Origin of the sequence: Desulfotomaculum sp. 1211_IL3151 (genome assembly GCF_036763075.1) — a bacterium.
GTDB lineage: Bacteria > Bacillota > Desulfotomaculia > Desulfotomaculales > Desulfotomaculaceae > Desulfotomaculum.
In genome coordinates, this window is the sequence record NZ_JBAIYV010000035.1 from 263680 (window position 1) to 280345 (window position 16666).

Below are 16666 nucleotides of genomic sequence, written 5' to 3' on the forward strand. Positions count from 1 at the left end.
GAATTAGCTGTTAGCTTTTAGCCTTTGGCTGTAGCATTCGGTTTTGGCTAATGGCGAACGGATTATAGAAAAGAGCCCTTTAATACCGATTGGCATTAAAAAGCTCTTAATCTGCATATCGTTAATTTTTCAAACTATGGATGGGGGCGGGAATGCGTCCGCCCCTGGATACGAATTCCAGGGAACTGGATTGTTTCACAGGAATTATGGGGGCATGGCCTAATAACCCGCCAAATTCAACTCGGTCGCCGATTGCTTTACCAGGGGCAGGGATGATTCTAACTGCGGTTGTTTTAAAGTTGATCATGCCAATGGCCATCTCATCGGCGATAATGGCTGCAATGGTTTCTGCGGTAGTATCCCCGGGAATAGCAATCATATCCAGGCCCACAGAACACACACAGGTCATTGCCTCTAGTTTTTCCAAGGTAAGAATACCACGTTCGGCGGCCCGGATCATACCTGCATCCTCACTCAAGGGAATAAAGGCACCGGACAAACCACCCACGTAAGATGAAGCCATGGCTCCTCCCTTCTTAACAGCGTCATTAAGCAGGGCTAAGGCTGCTGTCGTACCATGGGTCCCACAGCATTCCAAACCCATAGCCTCAAGTACTTCCGCCACACTATCACCCACTGCCGGGGTAGGGGCCAGGGATAGGTCCACAATGCCAAAGGGTACACCCAATTTTCCGGCAGCTGCTCGCCCTACCAATTCACCCATACGGGTGATTTTGAAGGCAGTCTTTTTGACTGTTTCAGCCAGTGTGCCAAAATCAGATCCCTTGACCTTCTCCACAGCGTTTTTAACTACACCCGGGCCGCTAACTCCTACGCTAACAACACACTCTGCCTCACCAATACCATGAAAGGCTCCTGCCATAAAGGGATTGTCCTCGGGAACGTTACAGAAAACGACCAGCTTGGCACAGGCCAAGCCATCCTTATCCGCAGTTCTGGCGGCACAATCCTTAACCACTTGCCCCATAAGGTAAACGGCATCCATGTTGATACCATCCTTAGTGGTAGCTACATTAACGGAAGAACAAACCCTTTCGGTGGCAGCCAGAGCTTCGGGGATTGAGTTGATTAATATTCTATCACCCTTGGTAAATCCCTTGTGCACTAAGGCAGAAAAACCACCAATAAAGTTTACACCCACTTCTTTGGCAGCCTTATCCATGGCTTCAGCAAAAACTGTATAATTATCAGCAGCACTGCTTTCGGCCACCAAGGAAATTGGCGTGACTGAAATACGTTTATTAATAATGGGGATACCATATTCACGTTCAATTTCTTCGCCGGTTTTAACTAAATTAGCTGCTTGTTTGGTAATCTTATCATATATCCTTTGACAGGCCTTCGCCGCGTCAGCATCGGCGCAATCCCTCAGACTAATACCCATGGTAATGGTACGTATATCAAGATTCTCTTCCTGTACCATACGAATGGTCTCCAGAACTTCATTTACACTGTACATATATACCTCCTAGGCTGCCACAATTAAATCCGGTGCATATATCGATATACATCCTCATGCTGAGCATCTATTTTTAAACCTAATTCCTGGCCCAAGTTATTTAGTTTTTCCTTTAAGTTTTCAAAGGAAAGGTTACTCTTTTCCATATCTGCCACCAACACCATAGCAAAAAACTCTTGCAAAATGGTTTGGCTAATATCTAGAATATTTATGCTGTGTTCTGCCAAAATCGTAGCTACCTTTGCTATAATACCTACTTTGTCTTGACCAATAACTGTGACGATAATCCTGTTGCCTTGCTGTTGACTATCCAGTTTCTCTAACATAAAGTTCCTCCTCCATCGGGGTGAATATGCTTAGAAAAGCTTGGCTCGTTTATGCCCTTAAGGCTACGCATACCCTAATGGGCACGCGAGCCCATAGCACGAGCCTTCGCTTTTCTATACGATCATCCTTAAAATCTTATAATTCCTGATAGTAAAATAAAGCGCGAGGTTTATCCCCCGCGCTTTATTTTGTTGTATTATGCCGTAGCCTTTTCAGCAGCTTTACGTGCCTTTTGCCTTCGTCTTAAGTCGAACCACATTGGAGCTGCAATAAAGATCGATGAGTAGCACCCGACTATAACACCAATTAACAGTAGGGAGATAAAATTGTGGATGGTGCTGCCGCCAAAGATTAATAATGCTAGCAGCACAAACACCACTGTTAATACAGTATTAATGGAACGAGCCATGGTTTGCCAGAGGGATTTGTTAACCAATTCCGCCAGCTCTTCCTTACGGTTTATTCTCAAATTTTCGCGGATACGATCAAAAATTACAATGGTATCATTAATAGAATAACCAATAATGGTTAACACCGCAGCCACAAAGGTACTGTCTATCTCGATTTGTAATAGTGAGGCAAAACCAACCATTACCATAACGTCGTGCATCTGGGACACAATGGCAGATATACCTTGCAGGAACTCAAAACGCCAAGTGATATAGAGAATCATTAAAACAGAAGCAATTATCAATGACAGAATAGCTTGTCTGGTAAGTTCTTTGCCTACAACCGGACCCACCAGTTCATTTCGCAGCATGGTGGCTCCGCCCAATTTTTCACTAATGTCATTAAAGGCCTTTTCACTCGCTACCTGGGATAAAGCATGGGTTCTGATGATATACGTATTTTCTCCACTGGTTTGGATTTTGCTGTCTTCCAACTGATGCTCAGCTAGGGTAGTGCGAATTTGATCTGCTGTTACTGCTTGATTAAACCTCAGCTCCACAAAGTTACCACCGGTAAAATCAATGCCTAGGTTGAGCCCCCGTGTGAATAGTGAAACTACCCCAACAAGGATAATGACCAGGGAGATAATATAAAATATTTTTCTGGATTTTATAATATGAAACATTTAATTTACCCCCCTACGCACCGTATAATTTGGTATTTTTAATACCAGTACTTGCTGTAAGATGCAGCATCCACCTGGTAAAGGTGATGGCTGTAAACATACTGGTCAGAATCCCCACAGAAAGAGCCACGGCGAAACTTTTGATGGGGCCGGAACCAAAGTAGAAAAGTACCACGGCAGCAATCAGAGTGGTAACGTTGGAGTCAAGAACCGCCACAAAGGCACGTTTAAACCCTGATTCGATAGAGGAACGCAGACTCTTGCCGCTCTTTAACTCTTCCTTTACACGTTCAAAGATAATAACGTTGGCATCCACCGCCATACCTAAAGACAGTACAAAGGCCGCTATACCAGGTAAGGTTAGCACCACATTCATGGCTGCATAAATCATCAGCACGATTACCCCATAAACGATCAAGGCAAAGTTGGCCACCATGCCAGGTAAACGATAATACCCTAACATAAAAATGAAAATGGCAACAATGCCTATGGCTGCAGCCTTAATGGATTTACTAAGGGAATCAGCACCCAAACTGGGACCTACGGTTCTTTTTTCAATAACCTCTGTTTTCAGGGGCAAAGCACCGGATTTTAGCAAAACTGCCATCGTATGGGCTTCATCAAGACTGGCATAGCCAGTAATTCTGGCTTTACCACCAGTAATAGGCTCTGACACCACGGGGGTTTGTAAGACTTTATCATCCAGGATAATGGCGATAGGCCTGCCGACATTTTCACTGGTGGCCTCGGCAAATTTCCTGGTACCTTCATTGTTAAACTCCAAACCCACTTCTACCGCATTGGAGGTTGGGTCCATGGATTCCACGGCATTCTTTAAATCAGCACCAGTCAGAATGGTATGGCCGTCTTCGGTTTTAAATTCAAGATAGGCTGTTTTTACAATCTCTTCCACTGCTTTTTCAGGATCTTTAATACCGGCCAATTCTACGATAAGGCGATTGTTACCCTCTTGCTGGACAATGGGTTCCGAAACACCAAAGGCATTGACCCGGCGTTCAATGGTTTCCTGAAGTTGTCTCATGGTTTCCTTATTTACCTTGGCCTGGTCAGTATCCTTGGCCTCCAGAGCCACATGAACGCCGCCTTGTAAATCCAGGCCCAGAGGTATTTGATTCGTCAGCGGTAGCCACTTTACATTCGGGAAGATGGGCTGCACACTAAAAGCTGCGATGACAATTACTGCGATGACAACTGCAAAGAGTCTGAGTACTCTACCCCATTTCATCTCCAAATTTCCCCCTTTTATACTACAAGATAAACAAAAATAATTATATACCCGCTAAAATATCCTGTCAATTAAGGCAATCTTCTAATTATAGTAATTTGGCTCCATTAATTACCAATTGAAAGTTACAACCCAGGTAATTTGCGGCCCTTCGACAAAGGGTCATCCTGCTGAGAAATATTTCAAAATACTCCATTACGGGACAAATTTCAATATCTATGTTTAATTCCATGGTAATGGTTCTTATATCGTCATTAACATAAACAAAGGCATGGGATGCAGCATAATTAACCCTGTCATGGATGTCGAAGGTAGCAAAATCCTGATTGCGCACCCTGGAACGGTGTACATCGGATTTGTCTGCCACAATTAATGCCGCAGCCACCGTATTGACTGGGTAGCCATATTGTTCTTCATGATTAGCGATAGCCGAAGTCACCATGCACACCTCTTCCGGCGACATACCCATATTTAATAGAAGATTAAAGGCAATATTGGCACCGGAAATACCATGATCATTACGATTAATGACGTTCCCTATATCATGCATATAGCCGGCAATGGCAGCAAGCTCACATTCCCTTTGGGGCCTACCCAATTTTTCTAAAATATTTCTGGCTATACTGGAAACCAAGTTAATATGCCGATAACTATGTTCGGTAAAACCCATAACTCCAAGATACTCATTACCTTTACGAATGCAAGCATCGACCATCGGATTCTCTTTGACATCTTCTAGAGTTATGTTCAAGGAAACCACTCCTTTTTAAGCCGTCAGCAGCCATCAACTTTCAAATCTTCAGCTTTTTTGGGCTTTGGAATTTGAGTCATGGGCCTTGGGCTTTTGTGTATGTTAAAATAGAGTAGGACTGGCCTACTCTATTTTTTCTATGACAATTTTAACTTATTTAATCCTCGTCTTTCTTTTCGGTAACCTGTGCGATGGCACTTTTTAACAATTCCACATGTACCTTATCAGCGATCCTTACAACAATTGAGTTTTCTTTGATCTTAATGATTGAACCCAAAAGCCCTCCCACGGTAACGATATGATCACCTACATTGAGACCTTTGATCATGGCTGCGTGTTGTTTTTGTCTTTTTTGTTGAGGTCTGATCATTAAGAAGTAAAGGATAGCAAATAACGCTACAATGTAAATAATAGAAGCTGTCTGTGGACCAAAATTCAAAACAAGAACCTCCCTTCTGCATCATCAATTTAAAATTCTTTATTTTTATTTATTTCCCTGCCAAATTAAGAAAATTTATCCTGCATTAAAAACTTTTAAAAATTCTTCTCGGTATGCCAATAAACGATCCTCACGAATGGCCTGACGAATGTTTTCCATTAAATCCTGTAGAAAATGTAAATTATGGATGGTTGTTAAACGAATCCCTAAAATTTCATCGGCTTTGATAAGGTGTCGAATATAGGCCCGGGAGTAATTTTGGCAGGCATAGCAGTTGCAATGCTTATCCATCGGTGAAAAATCTCTGGCATATTCGGCATTTCGTACGGTCAATTTGCCGTTACGGGTAAATACCGTGCCGTTACGGGCAATGCGGGTTGGCAGTACACAGTCAAACATATCAATTCCCCGGACAACCCCTTCAATCAAACAATCCGGTGAGCCAACGCCCATTAGGTAACGTGGTTTGTCCTCTGGCATGATCGGCATAAGGTTATCCAGCACTTCATACATTAGTTCCTTAGGTTCCCCCACCGAGAGACCCCCTATACCATAACCAGGAAAATCCAGGGCAATCAATTCACGGGCACTGCGTTCACGCAGATCCGTGAATACGCCGCCCTGAACAATACCAAACAAGGCTTGATCCTTTCTGGTATGGGCTTTTTTGCATCTTTCTGCCCACCTGGTGGTGCGTTCTAAGGCCGCCACGGCGTATTCCTTATCGCAGGGGTAAGGGGCACATTCATCAAAGGCCATTGCGATATCTGCACCCAAGGCCTGTTCTATTTCCATCACCTTTTCCGGTGTAAAGAAATGTTTCGATCCATCAATGTGGGAGCGGAACTCCACTCCATCCTCTGTAATGGTCCTTAGGGGCCCCAGGCTAAATACCTGAAAGCCGCCGCTGTCTGTAAGAATGGGGCCGTCCCAATTCATAAATTGATGGAGTCCCCCGGCTTCCTTTATTAAGTCATGGCCCGGACGTAAATAAAGGTGGTAGGTATTACTGAGAATCAGTCTGCCGCCGGTTTGCTTTACTTCCTCCGGAGTCATTGTTTTTACGGTGGCCTGGGTGCCAACCGGCATAAAAATCGGCGTCTCGACCACGCCGTGGGGGGTGGTCAATTCCCCAAGCCTGGCTCTGGTATGTTTTTCTTTCTTTTTAATCTCAATTTTAACTGGCATACTTCCTCCTAAATAATCAACATCGCGTCTCCAAAACTAAAGAAACGATAGTTTTCTTGCACTGCCTCCTGATAGGCCTGTAATATTTTTTCTCTCCCGGCCAGTGCGCTAATTAACATGAGCAGGGTGGATTTTGGCAAATGAAAATTTGTGATTAAACCATCCATTACTTTGAACCGATAGCCAGGATAAATAAAAATGTCCGTAAGTCCTGAACCAGCCATCACTTGTCCCTCTGGGTTGGAGGATGTTTCTAAACAGCGTACGCTGGTGGTGCCCACCGCTATGATGCGTTCTCCCTGCTCCTTCGCCTGGTTAATTATCTCTGCGGCCTGAGGAGTTATTTCATAATATTCCTGATGCATAGGATGATTGGTGATATCTTCCACCTGTACAGGTCGAAAGGTACCTAAGCCAACATGCAGGAGAACGTATACTATTTTTATTCCTTTAGCTCTAATTTCTTCCAGCAGCTGCTGGGTAAAATGAAGCCCGGCGGTAGGTGCAGCGGCTGATCCTTCTTGCCGGGCATAAACCGTCTGGTAACGTTGTTTATCCGCCAGTGGCTTCCGAATATATGGAGGCAGCGGCATCGTACCAATCTGCTCCAATACATTCAGAAAAGATCCCTGGTAGGTAAATTCAATTACTCTGCCACCCACTTCCGTATGGCCGATGATTTTCCCCTGCATTAAACCTGCACCAAAGTCCAGGGTTTCGCCCACCTTAGCTTTTTTCCCAGGTTTAACCAGGGTTTCCCATTGGTTGGTGGAAATTTGCCTGAGTAATAAAACTTCAATTTTTGCTCCGGTGGATATTTTAGACCCATAGATCCGGGCTGGTAAAACCTTGCTATCGTTCATTACCAGCACATCCCCGGGTCTTAGATATTCAAGTATGTCTCTGAAATTTCTATGCTCTGTTTTATCACGATCCCTGTGAACAACCATTAATCTGGATTGATCTCTTTGTGTTAATGGTTCCTGGGCTATTAGTTGTTCCGGTAATGCAAAATCAAAATCTGCTAGCTGCAATCTGGAAACTCCTTTTGGTCTGGAATTTATAGCCTATTTGTAGTATTCCTGAATATTCCTAACCGTATAACTAAATGTTGGAAAAACGCATAAATTAGGTTTTTCGACGAATTTTTACTAATTCCTTCATTTGGCTGTTTTTTTATCTTAACGCCTGAAAAATAAATTGAGTATCACAGTAAGCAGGATACTTAAGAGAATGGAAGTAGCCAAAGGAAAATAAAAGGAGAAGTTACCTTTTCTAAAAAAAATATCCCCAGGTAGTTTACCGATACCAGGTATTTTGCCGCCTAGAAATAGCAAGCCACCAAATATGACCATTAAAACCCCTGCAAATATGAGCATTTTTGCCATGGATTCAAAGGGTGCCACTTATTTTCCTCCCTTTCTGTGAGGGGGCTTGCAGTATCGATCTCTTTCGCTGTAAATACAACCGCAATATTGTTGCCGGTACATGGCCAGTTCTTTGGATTTTGTGGTAGCTTCTTTAAAGCCTGGTCGAAAGTCTTCATAATAAAAGGGTATGTTGTATTGTTCCGCCAGGTTTTCCCCTATTTCTCGTATCAGTTCATGTTTTTGAAAGGGGCTTACCAGCAGGGTGGTCGTAAAGGCGTCAAAGTTACCTTTCTTTGCTATCTGGGCAGCCCTTCTAAGGCGCATGTTGTAGCACATTTGGCAACGTCTGGCCTCCCGATGGACAACCTCTTGCAGGTATTCATCCAGTCTGTATTCATCATCGAAGATGACTTGCCAGTTTTGCTGTTCTGCGTATTCGGCTAATTGGTCTCGGCGTTTTTTAAATTCTGTGTAGGGGTGGATGTTGGGGTTGTAAAAGAGACCGTAGACTTCGAAGTCTTTACTGCGGAGGGTGTCCAACGGGTAGATGGAACAGGGGCCGCAGCATGTGTGTAGTAGGATTTTTTTCATTTTTAATCACCATGTTTTAATAGTTTTGGGTAATTCGTCATTATATCTAAAATACAAAAGGTGTATAGGGGGAATATTGCATCAGCGGGGGGTGCTATCGTTATCCCCCTTCGCTCCTGGGCTCCGCGCCGATAATCTTGTGCCCTAAAGGGTACTCTAAGACTCGTTCCAGGCGAAATCATCTTGTCCCCGCATTTTAGGGAGGGTCCGCCTTAGATTCGACGTCCTGTCTCAGCTAAGGCTGCTTGTCCTCTGATTTCGCCCTTCACTTGTCAAGAGCTATTAACGACGCTCCGCCAAAGTCGCTCAGGGGGATAACGATAGCACTTACTGGTTTGACAGGTTTTAGTTTCACTGAGAGTTTAGAATTTATGGCCTGCGGCCTAAGGCTTAAAGCACAAGGTCCATGGCTCATGGCCGTTATTTTCAGCTAACAACCTAGGTGCCTGGTTCTTGCCGCAGCAAAGTCCTTCAAACTAAGGTAACCTTACAAGCGAGCAAGTGCCTGGCACCGTCGAATGATTAAAAAGTTTTTCAGTAAGCTAAAACAGTGTTCCTTGCTCATTGTTTTCCTGTTCTGCCTTCGCCATAGGAATACCCAAATGCTTATAGGCCTGGGGTGTAACAATCCTGCCTCTGGGTGTTCTGGTTATCAGTCCCAATTGCATCAGATAGGGTTCCAGGACATCTTCCACTGTATCTGTTTCTTCGCTGATAGCTGCTGCGATGGTATCTAGGCCCACGGGGCCGCCGTTGAATTTTTCGATGATATTTTGTAACAAACGGCGGTCGGTGTGATCCAAGCCAAGGGGGTCCACTTCAAAGAATTCCAGTGCTGCTGAGGCAACTGCCGCTGTTATTTCCCCCTGGGCCTTGACCTGGGCGTAGTCGCGGACACGTTTCAGCAAGCGATTGGCAACCCTTGGTGTACCACGGGATCTGTGGGAAATTTCTTCGGCGCCGGGTTTTTCGATGGCTACATTTAATATGTCCGCGGTCCTGGTAACTATTTTGGTCAAATCCTCGGTATTATAAAACTCTAACCTACTGATGATACCAAAGCGATCCCTTAAGGGTGAGGCCAGCATGCCGGCTCTGGTGGTGGCACCAATCAGGGTGAATTTGGGTAGGTCCAAGCGAATGGAGCGGGCACCCGGGCCCTTACCCAGGACGATATCCAGGGCAAAGTCTTCCATTGCCGGGTATAATATTTCCTCCACCGCTTTGCTCAAGCGGTGGATTTCGTCAATAAAAAGCACATCCCCCGGGCCAAGGTTGGTTAAAATGGCTGCCAGGTCTCCCTGCCTTTCAATGGCTGGTCCAGAGGTGGTGCGAATGTTAACCCCCATCTCATTGGCGATAATATTGCTGAGGGTGGTCTTCCCTAAGCCAGGCGGTCCAAACAATAAAACATGATCCAGGGGTTCTCCCCTTAAGCGTGCTGCCTCAACAAAGATGGAGATGGTTTCCTTCACCTTATGTTGGCCAATATATTCATTTAATCTGCGGGGACGCAGACTTAACTCCAGGTCATTATCTTCATTCTGGGCGTTAGCAGAAATAAGTCGTTCCGACATGTAGGTACCTCCAAATTACCTGGACGGTGCCAGTTCTTTGAGAGCGGTTTTAATTAATAGCGACAGGTCCGCTATGGAACCATCTCTTTGGGCCTTCTTCACAGCATCCTTTGCCTCAGTCTGTGAATAACCCAAAGCCAAAAGTGCCTCAACGGCTTCATCACTGCCCGTCCCAGGCAAGGTGAAACTGGGCTGCAGATCCTTTTCTACCACCGTTAGACCCTTTAGTTTATCCTTAAGTTCCAGCAATATCCTTTGGGCCGTCTTTTTCCCAACTCCTGGAACCTTCACCAACTGACTGACGTCCTGTAAAGCAATCGCAGACTGAAGTTGACTGGGCGGCAAATGAGAAATCACTGCTAAAGCAACCTTCGGCCCTACCCCCGCCACATCCAGCAGGGTTAAAAAGCATTCCTTTTCATCCTCGCCCGAGAACCCAAAAAGCTGCATTGCATCTTCCCTTACAGACATATAAGTAAAAAACTTAACCTCCTGCCCCAGGGCGGGTAAGGGAGTTGTCGAGGGTATCCTGACTTGATAACCAAGCCCATTTACATCCACCACCACCAAGCCAGGTCCAGCACCGGCTAAAATCCCTTTTACATATGCAATCATCGAATTCTTCCTCCAAAAGTTGAACTCCACTGGGCATGACAAATTGCTATGGCCAACGCATCCGCCACATCATCCGGCTTAGGAATCTCCGGCAGACCCAGCAGCATTTTAACCATAAACTGCACCTGCTGCTTTTCGGCCTTACCATACCCGGTTACAGCCTGCTTTACTTGTAGAGGTGTATATTCAGCAACAGGAATATCCGAACAAGCCCCCGCCAACAGCGCAATCCCCCTGGCATGTCCTACGGCTAAGGCAGTACGGGCATTCTTGTTAAAAAACAGCTCCTCCACCGCCATACAGTGGGGTTGGTAGGTTTTAATGATATCTAAAAGTCCCTGATAAATCCTTTTTAACCTCAGATCCAACGATAACTCAGGCCCGGTTCGCAAACAACTATAAGTAATCGGTCTGTAGCGATTGCCAATACATTCAACCACACCATAACCAGTAATGGCTGTGCCAGGATCTATGCCCAAAATGATCATTCATTACCTCCAGAATAGCTAGCTGGGAATAGTATACTACAAACTATTGTTCTGTTGTCACACGAGAATTTCCTGCTTGAAAAAAGGAAATCAGCTATCCGCCATCCGTTATGTCACCCTAAGCGACTTGGTGAAACGCTGTAAATAACCTTTGACGGGTGCAATTATTTAATTTTCAATGGCCATTTCAATGCTAAGACCCAACAGCAATACCCCGGATATTGCTTTTATTGTTCGTTTTGTAGATTTATGATCTAAAAAATTACTGAACCGATAAACGGATAATACAAGTAAAGAATACCATGTGACAGATACAAGGGAGTAAAGGAAAGTAAGGAACAAAGATTCCATCAGAAAATTGTTTTGATTATGAACAAATTGGGGAAGAAATGATAAATAAAAAAGCACTACCTTGGGATTGAGAATGTTAGTCATTAAGCCCTGATAAAAGGAAAAGCGATGGTTTTCAACTACTACGGTATCTGTATTTTTGATAGTTTGTTGGTAATTATTAACGGCGTTATCCCTTTGAAAACACGAGGAATAAAGACTGGTTAATCCTAAATAGAATATGTAAAATGCCCCTAAATATTTTATATTCATATATAACTGAGCAGATTGAGTGACTATGACGGATAAGCCCATGGCAGCAAGTAAAGCATGAAAATATAGTGCAGATACAATACCGGCTACATTGAAGAAACCAGATTTTTTTCCAAAGACACCTACCGAATGAATCACTAAAACGGTATTGGGCCCCGGGAACATCACTAATAACAATGTGATACTGAGAAAAGAAAGTATTTCTTTAAGAGAAAATTCCATTTTGAAACCTCTTTCATCTGTGATACCTGTGATTATATATTCTTTCTCTGGGAAGTGGTAGTACCAATTTCCAGAAGGCTGGCGTCTTATTCGTAAAATATGCGATACCCCCGCTGAGGGAGTATCCTCTTCACACAATCCTCTTGTATTATTGGTTCAATTTTGGAGGCAGGTATCGAAATATTTGGCATAAAATAAGAGCGTCAATATTTTTAACGCTCCTCATCCTGAAAACAGACAGGCTATTGGGTTTAATGCTAAAGGGGGTAATAATATGTAATTTAACATGCCCAAAAAACATAAAAGGGCTGGTATAAAACCAACCCCTTACTTACTCCTCCTGAAGTTCATCCAAATTCTCCAATATCGCATTCAAAGCATCCTCATTCTGAAATTCAAACTCATAACGCAGCATCGCCTGTGTCTCAGGCGTCATTTGAAAGAAATCCATCACCTGCTGCAGCTTAACCTGATATTCCGCAGATAAAGTTTGCACCGGCATTTTCTCCTCAAGCCTTAAAAGCTTTTGATTATACCCCATCGGCCCCTGATAAATTGCCACCTTATCATCATGAATCCCTAAATGCCTAAAATTCCGATGATAACCACAAAACTCATCCACCTTCCGTTGAGCCACAATTTCATTGCTGCCATAATTTAGGTTGAAACCCTGGGCCCCATAGAGATCATTAAGACCCTTTTCATCATTGACTGGTAGAGATTTGACCTTCTTTCTGGCCACCTCTTCAACGTCACCACAGAGAAAAATATTTTCCTCCCGAATCATCGTCTCTGGTCCAAAAGCCTTTTTCTTGTCCTGGGCAAATACCTGTAAAGAAGAAAAATAATTTACCTTGCCACCAGGCCCACCACTATCCAGGCAGATGCCTACTATAAATAGGGCTATGGCACTGCCAAGACCCAAAAATAATAACCTTCTCCTCATACTAACCACTCCTTTGGATGGTTAGTATTGCCATTTTTTAAAAAAACAAAACCGGGTCCCCCCGGTTTATTCCTCTTCGAAGTTTGTAAAGACCTCTTGAACATCATCATTATCTTCTAATAACTCAATCATCTTATTCATCTTTTCCGCCAGATCACCCTGTAGCTTCACCGTACTTTGCGGCACCATGGTTAACTCCGCATCAGCCACCGGCAGTCCTTGCTCCTCAAGGGCAGCCTTTACAGCTCCAAAATCCGCCGGCGCAGTCGTTACCTCAAAACTATCTTCTTCTGCCTTTACATCCTCGGCACCGGCTTCCAAAGCAGCCAACATCATATCATCTTCACTTAGATCCGTTTCCTGGCGATCAATAATAATCATACCTTTTTCGTTGAACATCCAGCCTACACAGCCAGTTTCACCTAGGTTGCCGCCATATTTCGTTAAAATATGCCTGACTTCACCGGCCGTTCGATTACGATTATCCGTGGCGACATTTAGTAAAATCGCAGCACCACCCGGCCCATAGCCTTCGTAGCTGAATTCCTCAAAGTTGGCCCCGTCGCCACCACCAGCGCCTTTTTGAATCGCCCTTTGAATATTATCATTTGGAATATTGGCTACTTTAGCCTTCTCAATGGCTGCCTTTAGCCTCATATTGCCATTTGGATCAGGGCCGCCATTTCTGGCAGCAATAATAATTTCCTTCGACAGCCTTGTAAATATTTTACCCCTTTGGGCATCAACCTTAGCTTTCTTACGTTTAATTGTTGACCATTTAGAGTGTCCAGACAAAAAAATCCCTCTTTCCTTGAAAAAAGCCCGGTTCGCACCAATTTTCCGGGCAAACCTAGCTTTCTGTTGGTTATTTATCCTACTGGTGGTACAGGCGGCATGAATTTTTTATGCTCCCTTTTTAACTCAAGATTTCGAATTGTTTTGCTAACCTCTTCCGGTACATTGCCCGATATTATATATTCATCTAAATCCCTATAACGAATACCCATTTCCTCTTCATCACAGTGGCCAAACCATAACCCTGCGGAAGGAGCCTTATCAATAATCCTCTGAGGAACTCCCAATTCCTTTGCCAACTCTTTGACTTCCGATTTAATTAAATTTGCTAAGGGAAGAATATCAGCCCCGCCATCGCCATATTTTGTATAGTGTCCCACCACCATCTCAGCCTTATTAGTGGTACCTACCACTAAATAATTGTAACGATTGGAATAATAATATAGTGTTGTCATTCTTAATCTAGGCTTGATGTTTACAATGGATAAATCACAGTCATGGATATCATAATCTTGTCCAGTCAGTCGTTCAATGAACCAATCAAAGGGATCACTTAGATCAACTTCTTGATAGGGTACAGATAGTGTATTAGCTAAAAGTTTAGCATCTTCTGCATCATGCGGGTTACTATAACAGGGCATGATGACACCCAGAACATTGTCCGGAAAAGCCCTTTTACATAGAGCGGCAACACAGGCAGAATCAATTCCACCACTTAGACCAACAACTGCCCCCTGGGCACCAGCCTTTTCTATCTGCTCCTTTACCCATAGCGTCAGTTTTTCCGCCAAGTCCTTCATTATTAGACAAGCCCCCCTAGGCCAATTATAACTTCATGATATCATAGCTTAACCTAAGGCGCAAATGAAAAGAAAATGGAGAAATTCTTCACAATTCATGAATTTATCACCCCTGAATAATAGTCAGTATTGCCGCACTAGTGTAACAATTTTCACTAGTGATTATAGTATTACTATTTTTTCTCTTATGTACAATTATCTGACGTTAATCAATCAATAAAAAGTATTTTTAATTGACAATATAATATTCACAAGACTATAATATATTCAGAATCTTTGACAATTATTAAAGATTTAGTCAGTACCACCATTTTTTGATTTAGTAAATACCTTTTTACCATTTCTTGATATCCGATTAAAAAGTTTAAAATCTTTTTATTATATCGTTAATTGACTAAATAGATAGATTTTTGTACCAATTAAAATTACGCTATTAATAGTTTAATTTGTTATTTTTTTGTAGTATTTAGTGACAAATGACACATTTATCATTTTTTCACTGAAAAGAGGTGATTTTTAAAGTAATTAATTTAGTTTAGATCAAGCAATGGATTTTTGTTTCTACACCAAAGGGGGGTTTATGATGGACAATCAAGATATAAAATTACTAAAAGTACAGAAAATTATTGACTCACACGAAGGTAAATCTTCTCATTTAATTGGCATCTTACAAGAAACGCAGGCCGTATACGGTTATTTACCCAAAGAAGTATTAACCTACATAGCAACCTCTATGGGGATCTCCCCTGCCACTATACTGGGCGTGGCCACCTTTTATGCCCAATTCTCTTTAATTCCCAAGGGAAAATACGTCATTCGTGTGTGTGATGGTACCGCTTGTCACGTGCGTGGTTCAGAACCCATTAATATGGCCATCCGAAAAGAATTGAGCCTTGCTGCAGACAAGCCAACCACAGATGATTTGATGTTTACCCTGGAAATAGTATCCTGCTTAGGGGCTTGTGGTTTAGCCCCTGTTGTAGTTGTAGATGATGAAGTTCATGGCCAAATGACACCGGATGGCATTCTTGAAGCGATAAAAAAATTGGCACCCGCTGCCAGTGAAAATTAAGGGGGGACTAGTGATGCTTATTAAAACCCATGCTGATTTAAAACAACTAAGACAAAAGGTTAGGACCGCCCTGGAACAAGAAAAGATGCGCATCTTAGTCTGTGCTGGCACAGGTTGTGTGGCCAACGGCTCCTTAAAGGTTTATGAAGCATTAAAAAGAAAAGTCGAGGAACAGGGCTTATTAACAAGCGTGGAACTGGTTGAGGAAGTTAGCCATGAGGGAATTGCCGTAAATATCAGCGGTTGCCACGGTTTCTGCCAAATGGGTCCCCTGGTCCGCTTTGAACCTTCCGGACTGTTGTATTGTAAAGTTAAGGTAGATGATGTCGAGGAAATCGTTAACACTTCTATTGTAAATGATGGCGTTGTTGAACGCTTATTATATGAAGACCCCAAAACAGGAGAAAAAATCAAAACCCAGGATGAGAACCCCTTTTATAAAAGTCAGGTTCGTGTCACTTTGAGATATTGCGGTCGTTTGGATCCCGATGATATTTATGACTATATTGCCCACAGGGGTTATCGAGCCATCAGTACGGTCTTACAAGAAAAGAGCCCCCAGGATATTATCAATGAAGTAATGGAATCCGGACTCCGCGGCAGGGGCGGCGGTGGCTTCCCCACCGGACGCAAGTGGTCCTTCGCAGCTTCTCAGCCAGGCCCTAAAAAATACATTATCTGCAATGGTGATGAGGGTGACCCGGGTGCCTTTATGGATCGTTCCGTTATGGAGGGCAATCCCCACTCGGTTTTAGAAGGCATGATGCTTGCCGGCTACGCCATCGGAGCCGATGAAGGTTATATTTATGCCCGGGCGGAATATCCCTTAGCCATTAAGCGTATGCGCAAGGCCATCGCCGATGCCGAAGCCCATGGCTTGTTAGGAAATAACATTTTAGGCAGTGGCTTTAATTTTAAAATTAATATCAAGGAAGGTGCAGGTGCCTTCGTTTGCGGTGAAGAAACTGCCCTCATTGCCTCTATCGAAGGTGAACGTGGTATGCCTCGCCCCCGCCCCCCCTTCCCGGCTGTTAAAGGGCTATGGGGTTGCCCAACCATTATTAATAACGTAGAAACCTTA

General features: G+C 43.5%; 18 protein-coding genes and 1 pseudogene. 2 read left to right on the plus strand and 17 right to left on the minus strand.

Annotated elements, in window-relative coordinates; genetic code table 11:
* Nucleotides 1–121: 121 nt before the first annotated feature.
* From V6C11_RS09450 to nadE, 17 genes are all read right to left on the minus strand, one after another.
* A complete protein-coding gene (locus V6C11_RS09450) occupies nucleotides 122–1480 on the minus strand; it encodes a PFL family protein (RefSeq protein WP_333530896.1) in 1359 nt (452 codons plus the stop codon).
* Between the two features lie 23 nt (nucleotides 1481–1503).
* A complete protein-coding gene (locus tag V6C11_RS09455; RefSeq protein ID WP_333530897.1) occupies nucleotides 1504–1806 on the minus strand; it encodes an ACT domain-containing protein in 303 nt (100 codons plus the stop codon).
* A 197-nt stretch (nucleotides 1807–2003) separates the two neighbouring features.
* Nucleotides 2004–2882 carry a protein translocase subunit SecF gene (gene secF / locus V6C11_RS09460; RefSeq protein ID WP_333530898.1) on the minus strand — a complete coding sequence of 293 codons (879 nt, stop codon included), beginning with the start codon at nucleotides 2880–2882 and terminating at the stop codon, nucleotides 2004–2006.
* Between the two features lie 13 nt (nucleotides 2883–2895).
* A complete protein-coding gene (gene secD, locus V6C11_RS09465) occupies nucleotides 2896–4128 on the minus strand; it encodes a protein translocase subunit SecD (RefSeq protein WP_333530899.1) in 1233 nt (410 codons plus the stop codon).
* 88 nt (nucleotides 4129–4216) lie between these two features.
* Nucleotides 4217–4879, minus strand: coding sequence for an HD domain-containing protein (locus tag V6C11_RS09470; protein ID WP_333530900.1), 663 nt, complete (start codon nucleotides 4877–4879; stop codon nucleotides 4217–4219).
* Nucleotides 4880–5036: 157 nt separating this feature from the next.
* On the minus strand, nucleotides 5037–5318 hold the full coding sequence (gene yajC / locus V6C11_RS09475) for a preprotein translocase subunit YajC (protein WP_333530901.1): 282 nt from the start codon (nucleotides 5316–5318) through the stop codon (nucleotides 5037–5039).
* 75 nt (nucleotides 5319–5393) lie between these two features.
* Nucleotides 5394–6506, minus strand: coding sequence for a tRNA guanosine(34) transglycosylase Tgt (gene tgt, locus V6C11_RS09480; RefSeq protein ID WP_333530902.1), 1113 nt, complete (start codon nucleotides 6504–6506; stop codon nucleotides 5394–5396).
* An 8-nt stretch (nucleotides 6507–6514) separates the two neighbouring features.
* Nucleotides 6515–7540: a tRNA preQ1(34) S-adenosylmethionine ribosyltransferase-isomerase QueA gene (gene queA / locus V6C11_RS09485; protein WP_333530903.1), complete on the minus strand. Its 1026-nt coding sequence runs from the start codon at nucleotides 7538–7540 to the stop codon at nucleotides 6515–6517.
* A 147-nt stretch (nucleotides 7541–7687) separates the two neighbouring features.
* Entirely contained in the window at nucleotides 7688–7912 is a 225-nt protein-coding gene (locus V6C11_RS09490) for a DUF2905 domain-containing protein (protein WP_333530904.1), read from the minus strand.
* Nucleotides 7913–8467, minus strand: a complete 555-nt coding sequence (locus tag V6C11_RS09495; RefSeq protein ID WP_333530906.1) for an epoxyqueuosine reductase QueH — start codon at nucleotides 8465–8467, stop codon at nucleotides 7913–7915. It abuts the gene before it with no gap.
* A 542-nt stretch (nucleotides 8468–9009) separates the two neighbouring features.
* Complete coding sequence (gene ruvB / locus V6C11_RS09500) at nucleotides 9010–10044, minus strand: Holliday junction branch migration DNA helicase RuvB (protein ID WP_333530907.1); 1035 nt, start codon at nucleotides 10042–10044, stop codon at nucleotides 9010–9012.
* 15 nt (nucleotides 10045–10059) lie between these two features.
* Entirely contained in the window at nucleotides 10060–10659 is a 600-nt protein-coding gene (gene ruvA, locus V6C11_RS09505) for a Holliday junction branch migration protein RuvA (RefSeq protein ID WP_333530908.1), read from the minus strand.
* Nucleotides 10656–11147: a crossover junction endodeoxyribonuclease RuvC gene (gene ruvC, locus V6C11_RS09510; protein ID WP_333530909.1), complete on the minus strand. Its 492-nt coding sequence runs from the start codon at nucleotides 11145–11147 to the stop codon at nucleotides 10656–10658. The genes ruvA and ruvC overlap by 4 nt, the downstream gene beginning before the upstream one ends.
* A gap of 168 nt (nucleotides 11148–11315) precedes the next feature.
* Entirely contained in the window at nucleotides 11316–12110 is a 795-nt protein-coding gene (locus V6C11_RS09515; protein WP_333530910.1) for a LysE family translocator, read from the minus strand.
* Between the two features lie 193 nt (nucleotides 12111–12303).
* Complete coding sequence (locus V6C11_RS09520; RefSeq protein ID WP_333530911.1) at nucleotides 12304–12918, minus strand: hypothetical protein; 615 nt, start codon at nucleotides 12916–12918, stop codon at nucleotides 12304–12306.
* A gap of 66 nt (nucleotides 12919–12984) precedes the next feature.
* Entirely contained in the window at nucleotides 12985–13713 is a 729-nt protein-coding gene (locus V6C11_RS09525) for a YebC/PmpR family DNA-binding transcriptional regulator (protein WP_333530912.1), read from the minus strand.
* A gap of 74 nt (nucleotides 13714–13787) precedes the next feature.
* A complete protein-coding gene (gene nadE, locus V6C11_RS09530; RefSeq protein WP_333530913.1) occupies nucleotides 13788–14513 on the minus strand; it encodes an NAD(+) synthase in 726 nt (241 codons plus the stop codon).
* A gap of 583 nt (nucleotides 14514–15096) precedes the next feature.
* Here nadE and V6C11_RS09535 point away from each other — a divergent pair.
* Nucleotides 15097–15585 carry a complex I 24 kDa subunit family protein gene (locus tag V6C11_RS09535; protein WP_333530914.1) on the plus strand — a complete coding sequence of 163 codons (489 nt, stop codon included), beginning with the start codon at nucleotides 15097–15099 and terminating at the stop codon, nucleotides 15583–15585.
* Nucleotides 15586–15598: 13 nt separating this feature from the next.
* Nucleotides 15599–16666, plus strand: a pseudogene (locus V6C11_RS09540) (NADH-quinone oxidoreductase subunit F); the annotation flags it as partial.

Excerpts from the sequence above, each read along its gene's own strand:
- ruvB (WP_333530907.1), bottom strand. The coding sequence starts at position 10,044 with ATGTCGGAACGACTTATTTCTGCTAACGCCCAGAATGAAGATAATGAC.
- secD (WP_333530899.1), bottom strand. The coding sequence starts at position 4,128 with ATGAAATGGGGTAGAGTACTCAGACTCTTTGCAGTTGTCATCGCAGTA.
- ruvC (WP_333530909.1), bottom strand. The coding sequence starts at position 11,147 with ATGATCATTTTGGGCATAGATCCTGGCACAGCCATTACTGGTTATGGT.
- nadE (WP_333530913.1), bottom strand. The coding sequence starts at position 14,513 with ATGAAGGACTTGGCGGAAAAACTGACGCTATGGGTAAAGGAGCAGATA.
- V6C11_RS09450 (WP_333530896.1), bottom strand. The coding sequence starts at position 1,480 with ATGTACAGTGTAAATGAAGTTCTGGAGACCATTCGTATGGTACAGGAA.
- ruvA (WP_333530908.1), bottom strand. The coding sequence starts at position 10,659 with ATGATTGCATATGTAAAAGGGATTTTAGCCGGTGCTGGACCTGGCTTG.
- V6C11_RS09535 (WP_333530914.1), top strand. The coding sequence starts at position 15,097 with ATGGACAATCAAGATATAAAATTACTAAAAGTACAGAAAATTATTGAC.
- tgt (WP_333530902.1), bottom strand. The coding sequence starts at position 6,506 with ATGCCAGTTAAAATTGAGATTAAAAAGAAAGAAAAACATACCAGAGCC.
- V6C11_RS09455 (WP_333530897.1), bottom strand. The coding sequence starts at position 1,806 with ATGTTAGAGAAACTGGATAGTCAACAGCAAGGCAACAGGATTATCGTC.
- V6C11_RS09520 (WP_333530911.1), bottom strand. The coding sequence starts at position 12,918 with ATGAGGAGAAGGTTATTATTTTTGGGTCTTGGCAGTGCCATAGCCCTA.
- secF (WP_333530898.1), bottom strand. The coding sequence starts at position 2,882 with ATGTTTCATATTATAAAATCCAGAAAAATATTTTATATTATCTCCCTG.
- V6C11_RS09495 (WP_333530906.1), bottom strand. The coding sequence starts at position 8,467 with ATGAAAAAAATCCTACTACACACATGCTGCGGCCCCTGTTCCATCTAC.